The organism is Pseudonocardia xishanensis (genome assembly GCF_039541715.1).
Lineage (GTDB): Bacteria > Actinomycetota > Actinomycetes > Mycobacteriales > Pseudonocardiaceae > Pseudonocardia > Pseudonocardia xishanensis.
In genome coordinates this window covers 71,652-88,800 of sequence record NZ_BAABGT010000004.1, presented here as the reverse complement: position 1 = coordinate 88,800, position 17,149 = coordinate 71,652, and the positions used below count along the sequence as shown (strand labels likewise).

Annotated in this window: 15 protein-coding genes; 9 read left to right on the top strand and 6 right to left on the bottom strand. The window is 73.5% G+C overall.

Annotation, left to right across the window (positions count from 1 at the left end; genetic code table 11):
- From ABD993_RS01510 to ABD993_RS01500, 3 genes are all read right to left on the bottom strand, one after another.
- A complete protein-coding gene (locus ABD993_RS01510) occupies positions 1–759 on the bottom strand; it encodes a hypothetical protein (RefSeq protein ID WP_345411915.1) in 759 nt (252 codons plus the stop codon).
- Positions 756–1,706, bottom strand: a complete 951-nt coding sequence (locus tag ABD993_RS01505) for a hypothetical protein (protein ID WP_345411913.1) — start codon at positions 1,704–1,706, stop codon at positions 756–758. Before ABD993_RS01505 ends, ABD993_RS01510 begins: the two co-directional genes overlap by 4 nt.
- Positions 1,707–1,829: 123 nt before the next feature.
- On the bottom strand, positions 1,830–3,338 hold the full coding sequence (locus tag ABD993_RS01500; RefSeq protein WP_345411911.1) for a glutamate-cysteine ligase family protein: 1,509 nt from the start codon (positions 3,336–3,338) through the stop codon (positions 1,830–1,832).
- A 138-nt stretch (positions 3,339–3,476) separates the two neighbouring features.
- Between ABD993_RS01500 and ABD993_RS01495 the strand changes: the two genes are divergently transcribed.
- Both ABD993_RS01495 and ABD993_RS01490 read left to right on the top strand, forming a co-directional pair.
- Complete coding sequence (locus ABD993_RS01495) at positions 3,477–4,283, top strand: TrmH family RNA methyltransferase (protein ID WP_345411909.1); 807 nt, start codon at positions 3,477–3,479, stop codon at positions 4,281–4,283.
- A gap of 4 nt (positions 4,284–4,287) precedes the next feature.
- Positions 4,288–4,839, top strand: a complete 552-nt coding sequence (locus ABD993_RS01490; RefSeq protein ID WP_345411907.1) for a DUF2537 domain-containing protein — start codon at positions 4,288–4,290, stop codon at positions 4,837–4,839.
- 9 nt (positions 4,840–4,848) lie between these two features.
- On the opposite strand, the gene sepH is transcribed toward ABD993_RS01490, so the two are convergent.
- Positions 4,849–6,018: a septation protein SepH gene (sepH, locus tag ABD993_RS01485; RefSeq protein ID WP_345411904.1), complete on the bottom strand. Its 1,170-nt coding sequence runs from the start codon at positions 6,016–6,018 to the stop codon at positions 4,849–4,851.
- Between the two features lie 252 nt (positions 6,019–6,270).
- Positions 6,271–7,386: a phosphoserine transaminase gene (gene serC / locus ABD993_RS01480; RefSeq protein WP_345411902.1), complete on the bottom strand. Its 1,116-nt coding sequence runs from the start codon at positions 7,384–7,386 to the stop codon at positions 6,271–6,273.
- A 175-nt stretch (positions 7,387–7,561) separates the two neighbouring features.
- Between serC and ABD993_RS01475 the strand changes: the two genes are divergently transcribed.
- Positions 7,562–8,158, top strand: coding sequence for an LLM class flavin-dependent oxidoreductase (locus ABD993_RS01475; protein WP_345411900.1), 597 nt, complete (start codon positions 7,562–7,564; stop codon positions 8,156–8,158).
- A 79-nt stretch (positions 8,159–8,237) separates the two neighbouring features.
- Positions 8,238–9,512 (top strand): MFS transporter, encoded by a 1,275-nt coding sequence (locus tag ABD993_RS01470; protein ID WP_345411898.1) that lies wholly within the window; start codon positions 8,238–8,240, stop codon positions 9,510–9,512.
- Positions 9,513–9,663: 151 nt separating this feature from the next.
- Here the strand turns inward: ABD993_RS01470 and ABD993_RS01465 are convergent, their stop codons facing one another.
- Positions 9,664–10,782, bottom strand: a complete 1,119-nt coding sequence (locus tag ABD993_RS01465) for a citrate synthase 2 (protein WP_345411896.1) — start codon at positions 10,780–10,782, stop codon at positions 9,664–9,666.
- Between the two features lie 220 nt (positions 10,783–11,002).
- On the opposite strand from ABD993_RS01465, the gene pdxH reads away from it, so the two are divergent.
- The 5 genes from pdxH to ABD993_RS01440 all read left to right on the top strand — a co-directional run bounded on the left by pdxH (position 11,003) and on the right by ABD993_RS01440 (position 17,092).
- Positions 11,003–11,656 (top strand): pyridoxamine 5'-phosphate oxidase, encoded by a 654-nt coding sequence (gene pdxH / locus ABD993_RS01460; protein ID WP_345411894.1) that lies wholly within the window; start codon positions 11,003–11,005, stop codon positions 11,654–11,656.
- A gap of 298 nt (positions 11,657–11,954) precedes the next feature.
- Positions 11,955–13,217 carry an MFS transporter gene (locus ABD993_RS01455; protein ID WP_345411991.1) on the top strand — a complete coding sequence of 421 codons (1,263 nt, stop codon included), beginning with the start codon at positions 11,955–11,957 and terminating at the stop codon, positions 13,215–13,217.
- Positions 13,218–13,368: 151 nt separating this feature from the next.
- Positions 13,369–14,664, top strand: coding sequence for a citrate synthase (locus ABD993_RS01450; RefSeq protein WP_345411892.1), 1,296 nt, complete (start codon positions 13,369–13,371; stop codon positions 14,662–14,664).
- 235 nt (positions 14,665–14,899) lie between these two features.
- On the top strand, positions 14,900–16,273 hold the full coding sequence (locus ABD993_RS01445; RefSeq protein ID WP_345411890.1) for a cryptochrome/photolyase family protein: 1,374 nt from the start codon (positions 14,900–14,902) through the stop codon (positions 16,271–16,273).
- Positions 16,274–16,375: 102 nt separating this feature from the next.
- Positions 16,376–17,092 (top strand): sunset domain-containing protein, encoded by a 717-nt coding sequence (locus ABD993_RS01440; protein WP_345411888.1) that lies wholly within the window; start codon positions 16,376–16,378, stop codon positions 17,090–17,092.
- Positions 17,093–17,149 lie beyond the last annotated feature (57 nt).

Sequence of the window (17,149 nt, the reverse complement as noted above, 5' to 3'; positions counted from 1 at the left end):
TCAGGTGGCCCCGCCGACCGTGAGCACCCGGATCCCCCGCACCGGACGCAGCTCGGGCAGCTCTCCACAGCCTGTGGATTCCATTGTGGACAGACCAGTGGATCGTGATCCCGGGTCGCGGTGGCCGGGAGGGGGCACTGTGGCGGTCCAGGAGTCCGACATCAGGCGGACGACCTGCCGGTCCGCGGGCGGGCCCGGCTCGGTGGTCGCGGCGGGGATCGGCAGGGCGGGGACGAACGGGCGGTGGACCGGCTCGACGGGGGACGGCTGTCGGCGCGTCGGTGGTGTCGTCGGCAGGGATGGCGTCGGTCGGGGCGCCGTCAACCGCCCCGAGTCGGCGACGAGCCGCGCGGCGCGGGTCAGAGCCTCCAGATAGCCGCGCAGTGCGCGCGGCAGCTGGTCGCGCGGGGAGCCGAGCAGCCCCGCCACCTCCCGGTAGGGATCGACGATCGCGGCCCAGCGGGGCACGTGCGGCGCCGCCACCACCGCCGCCCAGTACCCCTCCAGGTCGGTGACCCGGGGCGGCGGCCTGCGCTCGGTCCCCGCCAGGGTCACGACGAGGACCGGGTAGCGGCCGGGCTCGGCGAGGTCGGCGATGCGGGCGGCCCGGTCCAGGGACTCGGCGCTGCTGCGGCAGACGAGGACGTCCGCGTCGGCGGTCGTGGTGCCGGCGTCCGTGCCGTGCAGGGCGAGCGCCACCGTCGTGGTCCCGACGCCGCCGGACACACCGGCGACGATCGGGGGTCGGAAGCCGGTCACGGGGACTCCTCGGGGAGGTCGTCGGCGAGTTCGGGATCGGGCGTGGGCCAGGGGTCCTCGGCCTCCTCCTCGGCGTCGATCACGAGCCGGTCGCCTGCCACCAGTACGGCCACGGCGATCCGGATCCAGCGGCCCGGCAGGCCGCGCCAGCCGCGGGCGGCCGGAGCCGGGGCGGCGGAGGGGGACGCGGGGCCGTCGTCCGGCGGCGGGTCGGGTGGGCCGACGCGGCCCCCGGGCACCCGGACGTACGGTGTGACGCGGACGCGCACGTCGACGAGGACCCGCCCGTCGCCGTCCGGGCGGACGAGGCCGGGCAGGGCGAAGTCGGCCCGCTGCCTGCCCTGCCCGGACCAGCCGAGCTGCACCGGCCTGCGCACGGCCAGGTACTCGCCGAGCACGCGGCTGCGCAGGTCCGGATCGTCCTCGTCCCAGGAGAGGTAGTCGGCGGCGAAGGCGGCCCCGAGGGCGGCGGCCTCGGCGGGGTGCGGGGATCCGCCGCGGCCGGGCGCCGAGCGCGGAGCCCCGCTCCAGGTCGGGTCGACCCCGCCGTCCGCGGAGGCCCAGCGCTGTGGGGCGGCGGGGATCGGTGGCGGCGGGAACGTCCGCCAGCTCGGGTTCGGGTCGCCCGGGGCCGTCGGACCGGGCAGGCTCGGCATCGCCCGGGTCTGCGGCTCCCGCGGCCCCGCCCATCCCCGGTCCGCCACCTCGGGCCCACCGCCCCAACCCTCCGCTGCCGTGGCGCGGCCGGTGGGCGGGGACGCCCAGCCGTACGTGTGCTGCGCCCACCCCCGATCGTCCGAGGGGTGGGCCCATCCGGGCCGGGCCTCACCGGGCGGGGCCAGCAGGTCCTCCGCCCGCCGCGCGGGGCGGGCCTGGCCGGTGGCGCTGTTCGGCGGGATCTCGCGCACGACGGGCTCGGGCCTGCCGAAGAACCGGAACGCCGACATCCGCTGCTTCCCCTCGCGAGCCGGCGGGGTGCCGGCGGTCGAGGGGCACGCTAGGAAGGCGCGACGACGTCCGAGGCCGTTCCGGGGAAGCCGTTCACGATCGCGAATCGGGCGGGCGGCGGATCAGGTGGGCAGCTGCCAGGAGTGCACCGGTTCGTTGGCCCCGGAGAACTCCAGGTAGCGCTCCAACATGCCGGCCAGCGCCCCGGTCCGGGACGACCCGCGCCGCTCCAGCGCCGCGACGGTCTGCAGCTGCCAAGCGGCACCCGTCCGGCCCGTCACGCAGCGCTTCTCGATCACCGAGAGGTAGCGGTCCTGCACCGCCGAGCTGACCCCCCACCGTGAGAGCCCCTCGTGCGCGAGCGGGAGGAGCTTGCGCAGGGCCAGCTCGTCCGGCTTGATCCAGCCGGTGCCCGGCCAGTAGAGCGGGGCGTCCATCCCGTGCCGGGCCGCAGTCGTGAAGTTCTCCTCGGCGGCCTCGAAGGACATCGACTGCCACAGCGGCCGGTCCGCCTCGACGAGCACCCGCAGCAGCCCGTAGAAGAACAGCGCGTTCGCCACCATGTCGACCGCGGTCGGCCCGGACGGCAGCACCCGGTTCTCCAGGCGGATGTGGGGCTGGCCGTCCGCGACGTCGTACACCGGGCGGTTCCACCGCCAGATCGTGCCGTTGTGCAGGCGCAGCTCGTCCAGGTCCGGGACGCCGCCCTCGCGCAGCGTGCTGATCGGGTCCGAGTCGCCGGGGAACGGGACGATGCCGGGGAAGTACCGCGCGTTCTCGGAGAACAGGTCCAGCACCGAGGAGATCCAGCGCTCGCCGAACCACACCCGGGGGCGGACGCCCTGGTTGCGCAGCTCGATGGTCCGCACGTCGCAGGCCTGGGTGAACAGCGGGATACGGGTCTCGGCCCACAGCCGCGACCCGAGCAGGAACGGCGAGTTCGCCCCCAGCCCGAGCTGCACGCCTGCGAGGCACTGCGCCGCGTTCCAGTACGCCGGGAACGAGCTCGGTGAGACCTGCAGGTGCAGCTGCATCGACGTGCAGGCGGCCTCGGGGATGATCGTCTCGAAGTCCGCGGCGAACCGCTCGGCCGCGACCGGATGTCTGCCGCCGGGGTCGCCGCCGGAGATGTCGATGTGGATCGGCTCGCCCCGCGCCGCGAGCATCTGCTCGTTGAGCACGGCGTAGCGGTCGTCCGCCGAGAGGGAGTCCGCCACCAGGTGGCTGCGGTCCAGCGTGGGCAGGATGCCGATCATGGCCAGCTGCGAGCCGCAGTCCCGGGCCTTCGCGCGGGCGACGGCCAGCTCGTCCAGCAGCTCGTGCTCGAGGTGGCGCCACTCGTCGCCGGGCAGCGGGCGGGGCGGGAGGTTGAGCTCGATGTTCCAGCGACCCAGCTCGGTCTGGAACTCCGTGCCGCCGATGGCGTCGAGCACGTCGCTGCCGGTCATCGCGGGAGCGAGAGCGCCGTCGACGAGATTGAGCTCCACCTCGATGCCGGTCATCGGGTCGTCCTCGGCGAACGGGTGCTCCCGCAGCATCGTCGTCAACGCCTCGAGGCAACGCTGCACCTTGGCTCGATACCGCTGGCGCTCCCGCCGACTGAACCGGGTCCGGTCGACGTCCTGGCCCATGCTCTACCGATGCCTCCCTGCTGCCGCCCTCGTCAGGACAACGGCTCCCCACCGTGGCACATCACCAGATGGGACGGTACCGGCTGACCGGGCGACCCGGTGCGACGAGCGGCCGTCGACCTGGGACGATCGGTCGTCGTGGCCATCATCACCGCCGTGCGGGACGCCGCGGACCCCCGCCTGGACGACTACCGCGACCTGACCACCGCGGACCGCAGGCCGGACCGCCCGGGCGGGCGGGGGCTGGTCATCGCGGAAGGTGTCGTCGTCGTACGACGGTTGCTGGACTCCCCGTACCCCGTCCGGTCGCTGCTCGGTGTCCCCCGTCGGATCGAGGAGCTGTCGGCCGATCTGGCGCACCTGGACGTCCCCGCCTATGCGACGGACGCCGACACCATGGCCACCGCCGTCGGCTTCCACCTGAACCGCGGCGTGCTGGCCGTGGCGGACCGCGCGGCGCCGGTGGACGCGGCCGAGCTGGCCCGCACCGCCCGGGTGCTCGCCGTGTGCGAGGGCGTGAACGACCACGAGAACCTCGGCTCGCTGTTCCGCAACGCCGCCGCGCTCGGCGTCGACGGGATCCTGCTCGGCCCGCGGTGTGCCGATCCGCTGTACCGCCGGTCGGTCCGGGTCTCGATGGGCCATGTGCTCCGCGTGCCGTTCGCCCACCTGGACGGGCCGTGGCCGGCATCACTCGACCGGGTGCGCGAGGCCGGGCTGACCGTCGCCGCACTCACCCCGTCCGGCGAGCCGATCTCCGGAGCCGGGCTGGCGGGGGAGCGCGTCGCGCTGCTGCTCGGAGCCGAAGGCCCCGGTCTGACGGCCGAGGCGCTCGCCGCCGCGGACGTCCGCGTCGGCATCCCGATGGCCTCGGGCGTCGACTCTCTCAATGTGGCAACGGCCGCCGCGGTGGCCTTCCATGCCGTGGCGCCACCCGTACGCTGATCTCGTGCACCTCGCTGCGGGGGGACGGGTGGTGCTCGGCGACACGATGCCGGGCGACGGCGTGCTGCCCGCGGAGCTGAGCGCGGACCTGCGGCAGTGGGGCGCGGTCGCCGCGAGCATCGCGGGGACCCCCGTGCTGCCCGAGCAGCGGGACATCGTCTCCCGCCGGGGCCGCCAGCTCGCGGGCCGGGTGTCGGACGCCCTCGGCAGGCCGGTCGAGTACGTCGACCCGCTGACCGGGGGTCGCGAGCGGGTGCTGGGCCGCAGCACGGAGCCCATCCCGGTGGTCGCGCCCGAACCCACGCCGTGGGAGACGGGGCTGCCCGCCGCGGTGTTCTTCGCGGTCCTGGCGGCGATCGGGGACATCACGCTCAGCCGCGCGTTCGGCGAGGCCTTCGGGCTGTTGTGGATCCCGGCGAACCTGCTGGTGGTGGGCGGTCTCGCGCCGAGCCTGTGGCTGGTGCGCAGGCAACGGTTCTGGCGCTGGATCGCGCTCGGGGTGGCGGCGGGCCTGGGTGCGGCCTGGGTCGTCCTGCTGCTCGGCCAGTTCCTGTAGAACCGACGATCAGCGGCCGCGGACGCCCAGGAGGACCTCGTCCCACGAGGGCATGACCGGCTTGCCCTTCTTCGCGCGGGGCTTGGCGGGCTGCTTCGGCTCCTCGGCGGGCTGCTCGGTGGTGGGCTGCTCGGTGGCGGGCTGCTCGGTGGTGGGCTGCTCGGTCGGCGCCGGGGCCTCGGCGGCGGGCCGGGCCTGCTCGCGTCGGGTGCCTCCGGAGCGGCCGGGCTCGGGACTGGTGTCCGCGTCGCGGGCGGCCTCGGGTGCGGCCTGCTCGGGCCGCGGGGCCTGAGCCCGGCCGACCGCCGCACCGGCGGTCTTACCGCGGGGGGAGTCGGCCTCGGTGTTCTGGGTCGCGCGGGTGTCGCTGGTCCGCGTGGCGGGGTGCGTGGGGGCGGTCTCCGCGCGGGCCTCGGTGCGGGTGCGGGCGGTGGTCCGCGCCGATCCGCCCGCCCTGCGCTGCTCGGGGGCGATCGGGGCTCGGCCCGAGTCGCCGTTCACCGCGGCGGGGACGGACTCCGACTCGGCGGCAGGGGCGGGTGCCTCCGGCTCCTCGGCACGCGCCATGTCGATGACCGGCCCGACCGGGCGCAGCGGCTGCTGGGGGAGGCCCTCGACGAGGTCGCGGGCGTGGTCGTCCAGCGCGGTGACCGTGCCGCCGTGGGCGCCCGGCTGGAAGGTCCAGTGCGCGTGGATGTCCGACTTCCCCGAGCGCCAGCCCAGGGAGACGACCCACTTGCCGTCCTCGCCCTTCCAGCTGTCCCAGTCCGCGTCGGCGTGGTCCTGCCCGCGCACCCCGAAGGTGTGCGCGACGGTCTCCTCGAGGGTGCGCAGGTCCGGCCCGTCCTCCCGGACGGGGTGCGCGGCGCGGGCCAGGTCGGCGGTCCGCGCGCGCTCCAGCAGCACCGGGTAGGCGAACCGTTCGATCTTCGCGGTGGGAACCCCGGCCGCCGCGGCGACCTGGTCGACGGACGCGCCGGCACGGATGCGGGCCTGGATCTCGCGTGGCCTCAACTGGCTCTCCAACTCGATCGCGATCTGTCCGAGCCGAGTCAGGTCCCCGCGGGCGGCCGCTCGGAGCTGTTCGTCGGCGGGCACCGTGTACCGCTCGCGGCGCACCGAGTCCTCGAGGACCACCGCACCGTCCTCGGCGATCCCGACGACCCGCAACGACCGCATATCCGCCGCACCTCCCGCTCGCCGACCCCGTCCGGGTGACGGTAGTTGCCGAATCGTGTCCGACGGGTGAGGCGCGCCGGGCCCGCTACCGGGGGATTCGTGCGTCTGCCCGCCTGCCGGCACTCCGCGCCGTCACACGTCGTGCCAGTATCGGTAAAGCTGAGGTACATGTTACTGCTGTGACTACATTCCGTCACCCTTGGGCAGGAAAAAGGCCGGGTCCCGCAGGACCCGGCCCGTGTCCGCGAGAGGTCAGAGCCGCTCGACGACCCAGTCGATGCAGGCGGTCAGCGCCGAGACGTCCGCGGGCTCGACCGCGGGGAACATCCCGATCCGCAGCTGGTTGCGGCCCAGCTTGCGGTAGGGCTCGGTGTCCACGACGCCGTTGGCCCGCAGCACCTTCGCGACCGCGGCGGCGTCCACCGAGTCCGCGAAGTCCACGGTCCCGACGACCTGCGAGCGGTGCGCCGGGTCGGTGACGAACGGCGTGGCGTACTCCGACTTCTCGGCCCAGCCGTAGAGCCGGGTGGAGGAGTCCTTCGTGCGCGCGACGCAGCCGTCCAGCCCACCGAGGCCGAGCATCCAGTCGATCTGGTCCGCCAGCATGATCAGCGTGGCGACGGCCGGGGTGTTGTAGGTCTGGTCCTTCACCGAGTTGTCGACGGCGGTGGCCAGCGACAGGAACGGCGGGATCCAGCGGTCGCCCGCGGCGAGGTCCGCGACCCGGCCCAGCGCCGCGGGGGAGAGCAGGGCGATCCAGAGCCCGCCGTCGGAGGCGAAGCCCTTCTGCGGGGCGAAGTAGTAGGCGTCCGCCTGGGTGATGTCCACGGGCAGGCCGCCGGCGCCGGAGGTGGCGTCGATGACGACGAGCTGGCCGTCGATCGAGGACTCCGGGCGCACGACCGGCACCGCGACACCGGTGGAGGTCTCGTTGTGGGCCCAGGCCAGGACGTCGCACGACGGGTCGGCGGTCGGCTCGGGCGCGCTGCCGGGCTCGGCCGAGACGACGACCGGGTCGGCCAGGAACGGCGCGCCCTTGGTGGTGTCGGCGAACTTCGAGGAGAACTCGCCGTAGGTCAGGTGCAGCGAGCGCTCCTTGACCAGCCCGAACGCCGCGGCGTCCCAGAAGGCGGTGGACCCGCCGTCGCCGAGCACCACCTCGTATCCGTCCGGCAGCGCGAACAGCTCGCGCAGGCCCGAGCGGATCCGTCCGACCAGGGACTTCACCGGCTTCTGGCGGTGGGAGGTGCCCATGACGTCGCCCGCCGCCGCGAGGGCCGCGAGCTGCTCGGGCCGGACCTTGGAGGGTCCACAGCCGAACCGTCCGTCGCTGGGGAGAAGGTCCGCGGGGATCTGCAGGTCGCTCACGGACCCAGTGTCGCAAGTGCCGCGCGGGCGCCCGGTGCGGGGCCGCCGATACGCACCCACGGTGATCATCCGGGACGGACCCGTGACGGTGTTTCGTCCGCATGGGTGACACGTGAAACGCCGCTTCGTGATCGATCGAGAGAACTCTCGCCGACGCACGACCGGAGGGACCGCCATGGAGATCGACTGCGCGCTGCCCGTGGGGGTGGCCACGCCCGAGCACGTCGGGCTCGCCGAGGAGCTGGGCTTCTCACGTGCGTGGTGCCACGCGGCCCCGCGCAGCTACGGGGACACCGGCATGGCACTCGCGGTGGCCGCGGAGCGGACCTCGCGGATCCGGATCGGGCTCACCGTGGGCGGTCACTGGCGGCGCGCCGGGACGGACGCGGAGGCACTCGCCGACCTGGCCGGCCGGGCGCGGGGCCGGGCCGAGCTCGTCGTCGGGGCGCCCGGGGGGACCGGAGGAGATCCGGCCCGGCACGCGGCCGAGGTCCGCGAGGTCCTCGCCCGCCGCCACGGCCTGGACGCGGTCCCGGCCTGGATCGCCCGGCCCGGCGCCACCGAGTTCGTGCCCCAGGCCTTCCGCGTGCACGCTCCGCGCGGCACCGCGCTGCGCACGATCGTCGAGGTCGCCCCGGGTGTGGACCTCGAGCGGCTGGTCCGTCGGATGCGCCCGGCGGGTGTGCTGCTGCGGCCGCGCACGGAGGATGTGGGCGTGGAGCTGACCGCGTTCGCCGAGGCCGTGCACGCGCTGGGCAGGCTCGCCGCCTGAGCGGAGCTGACCGGATCCTGACGGAGAACGGCCGTCAGGCCACTTCTCCCGCGCGAGCCGATGCGAGAGGCTGGGTTGCGTGACAGAACTTCGGGAGCGCCGTCGCCTCCATCCCGCCTGGTTCGCGGCGGGTGCGACCTTCCTCGCGCTCATCGGTGCCGCCGCCTTCCGCTCGACGCCCGGGGTGATGGTCGAGCCGCTGCACGCCGAGTTCGGCTGGTCGATCGGCACGGTCTCCGGTGCGATCGCGGTGAACCTGGCCCTGTTCGGCCTCACCGCGCCCTTCGCCGCGGCGCTCATGGAGCGGTTCGGCGTTCGTCAGGTCGTCTCCGTCGCCCTGGTCATGGTCGCGGTCGGGGCGGGCCTCACCGTCTTCATGACCGCCTCGTGGCAGCTCGTCCTGCTGTGGGGCGTGATCGTGGGCCTCGGGACGGGGTCCATGGCGATGGCCCTGGTGGCGACCGTCGTCGGGCGGTGGTTCGTCGCCCGCCGCGGGCTGGTCTCCGGCGTCCTGACGGCGGCCAACGCCACCGGGCAGCTGATCTTCCTGCCGGTCCTCGCCCACGTCATCGAGGGATCGGGTTGGCGCGCGGCGTCCCTGACGGTCTCGCTCGCCGCCCTGGTCGTGGTGCCGATCGTCTGGTTCCTGCTGCGGAACCGGCCCTCGGACGTCGGGGCGCTGCCGTACGGCGGGACCGAGGCGGACGTCGTCGAGCCGCTGCGGTCGGGCGCCGCGAAACTGGCCCTCGGGACGCTGGCCACCGTCACCCGCAACCGCACGTTCTGGCTGCTCGTGGTCGGGTTCTTCATCTGCGGCGCCACGACCAACGGCCTCGTCCAGTCGCACTTCGTCCCCGCCGCCCACGACCACGGCATGCCCGCGACGACGGCGGCGAGCCTGCTCGCGCTCGTCGGGATCTTCGACATCGCGGGCACGATCTTCTCGGGCTGGCTCACCGACCGCTTCGACCCGCGGATCCTGCTGCTGGCCTACTACACGCTGCGCGGGGCCTCGCTGGCCGTGCTGGTGCCGCTGTTCGGTGCGGACGTGAACGCGAGCATGTTCGCGTTCATCATCTTCTACGGCCTGGACTGGGTGGCCACGGTGCCGCCGACCATGGCGCTGTGCCGAGCCGCCTTCGGGCAGCGGGCACCCATCGTCTTCGGCTGGGTGTTCGCGAGCCACCAGCTCGGGGCGGCCGCGGCGGCCCTGGCCGCGGGCCTGGTCCGCGACGCGCTGGGCAGCTACGACGTGGCCTGGTACGGCGGCGCGGTGCTCTGCGGGATCGCGGCGGTCGCGAGCATCGCCATCCGTCGTGCGCCCGCGCCGGTGCCGGTCACGTCACGGTCGTGACCACGACCGCGGTCTGAACCCGGCTCGACACTCGGGGTCCCCAAGCGTCATGCGGTGGCGCTCGGGGTCCCCAGGTGTCGGTGGGGCGTGGCGCTCGGGGTCCCCGAGCGCCACACAGCGACGCTTGGGGACCCCGAGCGTCGAAGGGGCGTCAGGACAGCAGGTCCCAACCCTCGACGTCCTGCGGCTTGCGCGGGCCCGGACCGATGTACTGCGCCGACGGGCGGACCAGCTTGTTCTCGCGCTTCTGCTCCATGATGTGCGCCGACCACCCGGCGGTCCGGGCGCTGGTGAACATCGCGGGCATCATGTGCGGCGGGACGTTGGCGAAGTCGAGGATCACCGCGGCCCAGAACTCCACGTTGGTCTCGATGGGGTGGTCCGGGCGGCGCTCGCGCAGGATCGCCAGCGCGGCCTGCTCCAGCGCCGCGGCGACCTCGTAGCGCGGGGCGTTGAGCTCCTGGCACGTGCGGCGCAGCACGCGGGCGCGCGGGTCCTCGGCCCGGTAGACCCGGTGCCCGAAGCCCATCAGCTTCTCCTTGCGGTCCAGGATGCCGCGCACCAGCGCCGCCGGGTCGCCCGTCTTCTCGACCTCGGCGACCATCGGCAGCACACGGGCCGGGGCGCCGCCGTGCAGCGGGCCGGACATGGCGCCGATCGCGCCGGACAGCGAGGCCGCGACATCCGCCCCGGTCGAGGCGATGACGCGCGCGGTGAAGGTCGAGGCGTTCATGCCGTGCTCGGCGGCGGACACCCAGTAGGCGTCGATCGCCTTGACGTGGGCCGGGTCCGGCTCGCCCTGCCAGCGCGTCATGAAGCGCTCGGTGATGGTCTCCGCCTGGTCGATGCGGGACTGCGGCACGGCCGGGATCCCGATCCCACGGGCGGACTGCGCCACGTAGGACAGCGCCATGACCGAGGCGCGGGCCAGCTGGTCGCGGGCCTCCTCCGGCTCGGTGTCCAGCAGGGGCTTGTATCCCCAGTGCGGGGCGAGCATGGCCAGCGCGGCCTGCACGTCCACCCGGACGTCCCCGGTGTGCACCGGGATCGGGAACGGCTCCGCCGGGGGCAGGCCCGGGCCGAAGCGGCCGTCGACCAGCAGCGCCCAGACGTTGCCGAAGGTCACCGAACCGACGAGGTCCTCGATGTCGACGCCCCGGTAGCGCAGCGCGCCGCCGTCCTTGTCCGGCTCGGCGATCTCGGTCCGGAAGGCGACGTGGCCTTCGAGGCCGGACTTGAACCCGGGAGGGGGCGGGGGCACTTCGGACACCGGGGATCTCCTTCGTGACGACGCGGGCACCGGCGGACCACGCCGGGTGGCGCCGTCGGCCGATGTCCCTGCTCACGCGCGCGATCGCGCGCGTGCTCGCCGTCACCTTCCCCCGCCCGACCCGCCCGCACAACGGTGTCATCGGTCACCGGACCCGAACGGAGGGTGGTGACGGCGGCGGGGGAGTGCCTACCGTGCGAGATCCGACGAGGAGGTACGGATGACGGATACCACGCTCGCCGCGATGCGGGTCGACTACGGGCAGGACGGTTTCGACACCGCGCAGCTCGCCCCGACCTGGCACGAGCAGCTCAGCCGCTGGCTGGCCGAGGCCGAGGCGGCCGGGGTGGTCGAGCCGAACGCGATGGTCCTGGCCACGGCGGATCCCGCGGGCAGGCCGTCGTCGCGGACCGTGCTGTGCAAGGGGCTGGACGAGCGCGGCGTGGTGTTCTACACCAACTTCACCTCGGCGAAGAGCCAGGACCTGCGGCAGTCGCACGAGGCCTCCGCGACCTTCCCGTGGTACCCGCTGCACCGGCAGGTCCACGTGCGCGGGATCGTGCAGCAGACGAGCTACGCCGAGGCGGACGCCTACTGGGCGCAGCGGCCGCGCGGCTCGCAGCTGGGAGCGTGGGCGTCGGCGCAGTCCGTCGTCGTCGCCGACCGGCAGGTGCTGGACACGGCGCTGGCGGACATCGAGCGGCGCTTCGCCGACACCGAGCGGATCCCGCGGCCGCCGCACTGGGGCGGCTGGCGGATCGTGCCGGACGAGGTGGAGTTCTGGCAGGGCCGCACCAACCGGATGCACGACCGGCTGCGGTTCGTCGGGGATCGGGACTCGCGGACCTGGAAGGTCGTCCGACTCGCCCCGTGAGTCCGGTTTCGGCGGTGCCTGGGCTGCGAGGACCCGGCGTCGCCGTGGTAGTCGTGAGAACGTGACGCACCCTCGTCCGGGATCGGGACCGGACCAGCCCACGGATCCGCTGCCCGCGGGTCCCCGCCGCGCGGACCCGCCGACCCGCCCGGCGCGGAACCCCCGGGCGGACCCCTCGACGGTGCCCGCGTCGGGGCCGACCGACGCGACCACCGACCGCCTCGCCGCGGGGTCCACGGCGGCGCTGCCACCGGACCCGGAGGCGCCGACGGTCGCCTCGCCGACGGCGGCCACCCGGCTGACCCGGCTCGTCCGCGGCCTGTTCGCGGACACCACACCGCTGCGCACGCCCGCCTACCGTCGGCTCTGGATCGCCGGGATCGTCACGACGATCGGGGCCCAGCTGTCCGTCGTCGCCGTCCCCGCGCAGATCTACGCGATGACCCAGTCCTCGGCCTACGTGGGCCTGACCGGCCTCTTCGGGCTGGTCCCGCTGATCGTGTTCGGCCTCTGGGGCGGCGCGATCGCCGACGCCGTCGACCGGCGGACGCTGCTGCTCGCCACCGGCACCGGCATCGCGCTGACCTCGCTGGCGCTGTGGGTGGTGGCGGCGAGCGGCGTCGGGAACGTGTGGATCGTGCTCGGGCTGTTCGCGGTGCAGTCGGCGATGCTCGCGATGAACCAGCCCGCGCGCTCGGCGGTGATCCCGCGGCTCATCCCGGCGGCCGACCTGCCCGCGGCGAACGCGTTGAACATGACGGTCGCCCAGGTCGGCGCCGTGCTCGGCCCGCTGCTCGCCGGGGTGTTCATCCCCGTTCTCGGGCTGCCGACGCTGTACCTGGTGGACGCGATCCTCCTGCTCGCCACGATCTGGGCGACCTTCCGGCTGCCCGCGGTCCCGCCCCGGGAGGCGAGCCCGCGCCGGGCGGGTCTGCGGCAGATCGCCGACGGCTTCCGGTACGCGGCGATGCACAAGGTGCTCCTCGTGTCGTTCCTCGTGGACGTCATCGCGATGGGCTTCGGTATGCCGCGTGTGGTGTTCCCCGAGATCAGCCAGACCGTCTTCGGCGACCCACCGGGCGGCGGGTTCGCGATGGGCCTGCTCTACGCCGCGATCCCGCTGGGCATGGTCGCGGGCGGCATCCTGTCCGGCTGGCTGACGCGGGTCTCGCGGCAGGGCGTGGCGGTCACGATCGCGATCTGCGTCTGGGGGATCGGCGTCGCACTGTTCGGCCTGACGTCCTCGCTGGCCCTCGCCGTGGTCTTCCTCGCGGTGGCGGGCGCCGCGGACCTGGTCAGCTCGGTCTACCGCAACTCGATGCTGCAGTCCGTGGCCACCGACGAGATGCGCGGCCGGATGCAGGGCGTGTTCCTCGTGGTCGTCGCGGGTGGGCCCCGGCTGGCCGACCTGTGGCACGGGGCGGCGGCGGCCGAGGTCGGACCGGGGACGGCGGCGTGGATCGGCGGGCTCGCCGTGGTCGTCGCCACCGTCGTCGTGGTGTTCCGGTTCCGCGAGTTCTGGTCCTACCGGGTCCCGCCAGCGGATGCCGTCACGCGATAGGGGGACGACGATGCGGCGTGACGGCCGTGCCCGGAGTGATCCTGACCGCTCGGGGACGTGACGGGTACGACCGAACGATACGAATGCACCCCTCGCGCACTAGCGTGGCGTGCAACGCAGATGAAACGAGAGTGTGAGAGGGAACCTCCACATGGCTGACGAAGACACCGCTGTCCTGAACTACCCGGGCGGCACGCACGACATGGCGATCAAGGCGCCGACCGAGGGGGCATCGGCGGTCGATGTCAGCAAGCTCCTCGCGAAGACGGGGATGACGACGTTCGACCCCGGCTTCACCAGCACGGCGGCGTGCGCCTCCGCGATCACCTACATCGACGGGGACGCGGGCATCCTCCGGTACCGGGGCTACCCGATCGACCAGCTGGCGGAGAAGTCCAGCTTCCTCGAGGTCAGCTACCTGCTGATCTACGGCGAGCTGCCCACCGAGGCCCAGCTGGAGAAGTTCACCACCGACATCAGCAGGCACACCCTGCTGCACGAGGACCTCAAGGGGTTCTTCGACGGCTTCCCGCGGGACGCGCACCCGATGCCGGTGCTGTCCTCGGCCGTCTCGGCGCTGTCGACCTTCTACCAGGACTCCCTGGACCCGTTCGACTCCGACGCGGTCGAGCTGTCCACGGTCCGGCTCATGGCGAAGGTCTTCACCATCGCCGCCTACGCCTACAAGAAGTCCGTGGGCCAGCCGTTCCTCTACCCGGACAACTCGCTGGGCCTGGTGGAGAACTTCCTCCGCATGACGTTCGGCTTCCCGGCCGAGCCGTACGAGGTCGACCCGATCATGGCCAAGGCCGTGGACACGCTGCTGATCCTGCACGCGGACCACGAGCAGAACTGTTCGACCTCCACGGTGCGGCTGGTCGGCTCGTCGCAGGCCAACCTGTTCGCCTCGATCTCGGCGGGCGTGAACGCGCTGTTCGGGCCGCTGCACGGCGGCGCCAACCAGGCCGTCCTGGAGATGCTCACCCGCATCCAGGAGACCGAGGACGGCAACGTCGACGCCTTCGTCGAGCGGGTCAAGAACAAGGAGAAGGGCGCGAAGCTGATGGGCTTCGGGCACCGGGTCTACAAGAACTACGACCCGCGCGCGAAGATCGTCAAGCAGAACGCGGACGAGGTGCTCAAGGCCCTCGGTGTCTCCGACCCGCTGCTGGACATCGCGATGAAGCTCGAGGAGAAGGCCCTCGCGGACGACTACTTCGTCGAGCGCAAGCTCTACCCGAACGTGGACTTCTACACCGGCGTGATCTACCGGGCCATGGGCTTCCCGGTGAAGATGTTCACCGTGCTCTTCGCGCTCGGCAGGCTCCCGGGCTGGATCGCGCACTGGCGCGAGATGATGGCGGACCCGGCCAACAAGATCGGCCGCCCCCGCCAGCTCTACACGGGCTCCGGCGAGCGGGACTACAAGGAGCTCGGCTCCCGCTGACCCCTGTTCGGACGACGGCCCTCCCGCCACGGCTGGTTCTCGCGGGAGGGGCCGTCGCCGCTCCCGCCCGCGAGTCCCCCACTGCCGACGCGCGAGTCGGACGATCAGGCCCCGCGAGTCCCCCACGTCCGACGCTCGAGTCGGACGTCGACGTCGTCGGGCGCCGCCGTCCACCAGCGGGTCGAGTGTCGCGGTTCGGCGCGCGAGGTGCGGCGGGCGCCGTTAGCGTCGGGCTATGGCCGACCGTTCCATCGTCTGGTTCCGGCGCGACCTGCGCGTCGCCGACCAGCCCACCTTCCTCGCCGCGGCCGAGTCGGACGAGGCCCTGGCCCTGTTCGTGCTGGACCCGGCTCTGACCGGACCGAGTGGCGGGGCCCGGTTGACCTTCCTCTACGGCTGTCTGCGCGAGCTGTCCGACGCGCTCGGCGGGCGGCTGCACGTCGTCGAGGGGGACCCGGTCGAGGTCGTGCCGCGGATCGCCGAGTCGGTCGAGGCGTCCGCGGTGCACATCGCGGCGGACTTCGGCCCGTACGGCACGAAGCGGGACGAGGCCGTCGAGAAGGCGTTGGCCGACGCGGGCCGCGAGCTCCACCGCACCGGCTCGCCGTACGCCGTCGCCCCCGGCCGGGTCCGCAAGTCCGACGGGGAGCCGTTCAAGGTCTTCACCCCGTTCCGCCGCGCCTGGGCCGACCACGGGTGGCGCGGCCCCGCCGACACCTCCGCGAAGACCGTGACCTGGATGGACCCGCCGAAGAAGGGGTCCGTGGCGATTCCGTCGGATGTCGCGGTCGACGCCGAGCTGCCGGAACTGGGCGAGAAGGCGGGCCTGGCCACGTGGAAGGACTTCCTCGACGGCGCCGTGGACGACTACGGCGACGCCCGCAACTTCCCGGACCGGCCCGGCACCTCGCGGATGTCGGTCTACCTCAAGTACGGCTGCGTGCACCCCCGGACACTCCTCGCGGACCTCGCGAAGAAGCGGTCCGAGAGCGCGAACACCTACCGCACCGAGATCGCCTGGCGGGAGTTCTACGCGGACATCCTGTTCCAGCGACCGGACTCGGCGCGGGAGAACTACGACAAGGCGTTCGACGCCCTTCCCGTCGCCTCCGGCGAGGACGCCCACGCCCGGCTCGACGCCTGGAAGGAGGGCCGGACCGGCTTCCCGATCGTCGACGCGGGCATGCGCCAGCTGCGTACCGAGGCATGGATGCACAACCGGGTGCGGATGATCGTGGCGTCCTTCCTGGTCAAGGACCTGCACCTGCCCTGGTGGTGGGGGGCGCGGCACTTCATGCAGCTGCTGGTGGACGGCGACCTCGCCTCCAACCAGCACGGCTGGCAGTGGACCGCGGGCAGCGGCACGGACGCGTCGCCGTACTTCCGGGTGTTCAACCCGATCACCCAGGGGGAGCGGTTCGACCCGACGGGCGACTACGTCCGCACGTACGTCCCCGAGCTGCGCGGGATCGAGGGCAAGGCGGTGCACCAGCCCTGGAAGCTGGCCGACGGAATCCCCGACGGCTACCCGGAGCCCATGGTCGACCACAAGGCCGAGCGCCAGGAGGCGCTGGACCGGTACGAGCGGGTGAAGGCCGCGCGGCGGTGAGGGCCGTCCGGGGGGCCGTGCAACGTGGGCGTCCGGAGCCACTCGGCGCGGCATACGGGTGAACGCCTAGGCTGGCCCCAGCACTTCACGAGGGGAGTCCCGATGGCCGACCGACGCGGACGCAGGCGCGGATTCGTGCTGGTGGGGCTGCTGGCAGGGTCCGTCGGCGCGGGGGCGTGGTGGTTCCTGCGGCGCTCGGCGACCGGCGCGCCGGTCACGGACGAGTGGGCCGCCGCGGTGGCCCGGCCCTCCGCGCAGCCCGTCCCCTCCGGCTCCGCGGATTCCCGTCCCTCCGCCCTCCTCACCCCGGTGGCAGCGCCTGTCAGGACGGAGGAGCGGGCGGCGTCCACCGCGCCCGCGGAGTCCGTCGAGCAGGCGGAGTCCGTCGAGCCGACCGAGTCCGTCGAGCCGACCGAGTCCGCGGAACCGACGGTCGCCCCGGGGAAGCCCGCCGAGCCGAGCGACGCGCCGACAGCCCTCTTCGCCGCCTCGACCCCCTCCGCCTCCAGCGGGTTCGCGCCCGAGGAACGGACGGAGGCGGAGGCGCCCGCGGCCCCGCCCTCGGACGACCTCCCCACGATGTCGCTCCCCGCCGTCAACCCGAAGGAGCCCTACGGCCCCGGGTCGGCGGCCTCGCTGCCCGACGGGTCCGCGCCCGGCCCGGAGTACACGATCAAGGGCAACGCCTCGTCGATGTTGTTCCACACCCCGTCGAGCCCGTACTACCAGCGTACGAAGCCCGAGGCCTGGTTCCGCACCGCGGAGGACGCCGAGAAGGCCGGCTTCACCCAGTGGAAGCCCAAGCCCCGCTCCACGTGATCCACCATCCGGGAGCCTCCTGGTCGGAGACCGACCGCCCCGCTCCCGAACCATGGA

Bases quoted from the DNA above. Each gene is read 5' to 3' on its own strand.
- ABD993_RS01475 (WP_345411900.1), top strand. From the start codon at position 7,562: ATGGAGATCGACTGCGCGCTGCCCGTGGGGGTGGCCACGCCCGAGCAC.
- pdxH (WP_345411894.1), top strand. From the start codon at position 11,003: ATGACGGATACCACGCTCGCCGCGATGCGGGTCGACTACGGGCAGGAC.
- ABD993_RS01505 (WP_345411913.1), bottom strand. From the start codon at position 1,706: ATGTCGGCGTTCCGGTTCTTCGGCAGGCCCGAGCCCGTCGTGCGCGAG.
- ABD993_RS01440 (WP_345411888.1), top strand. From the start codon at position 16,376: ATGGCCGACCGACGCGGACGCAGGCGCGGATTCGTGCTGGTGGGGCTG.
- ABD993_RS01500 (WP_345411911.1), bottom strand. From the start codon at position 3,338: ATGGGCCAGGACGTCGACCGGACCCGGTTCAGTCGGCGGGAGCGCCAG.
- sepH (WP_345411904.1), bottom strand. From the start codon at position 6,018: ATGCGGTCGTTGCGGGTCGTCGGGATCGCCGAGGACGGTGCGGTGGTC.
- ABD993_RS01450 (WP_345411892.1), top strand. From the start codon at position 13,369: ATGGCTGACGAAGACACCGCTGTCCTGAACTACCCGGGCGGCACGCAC.
- ABD993_RS01445 (WP_345411890.1), top strand. From the start codon at position 14,900: ATGGCCGACCGTTCCATCGTCTGGTTCCGGCGCGACCTGCGCGTCGCC.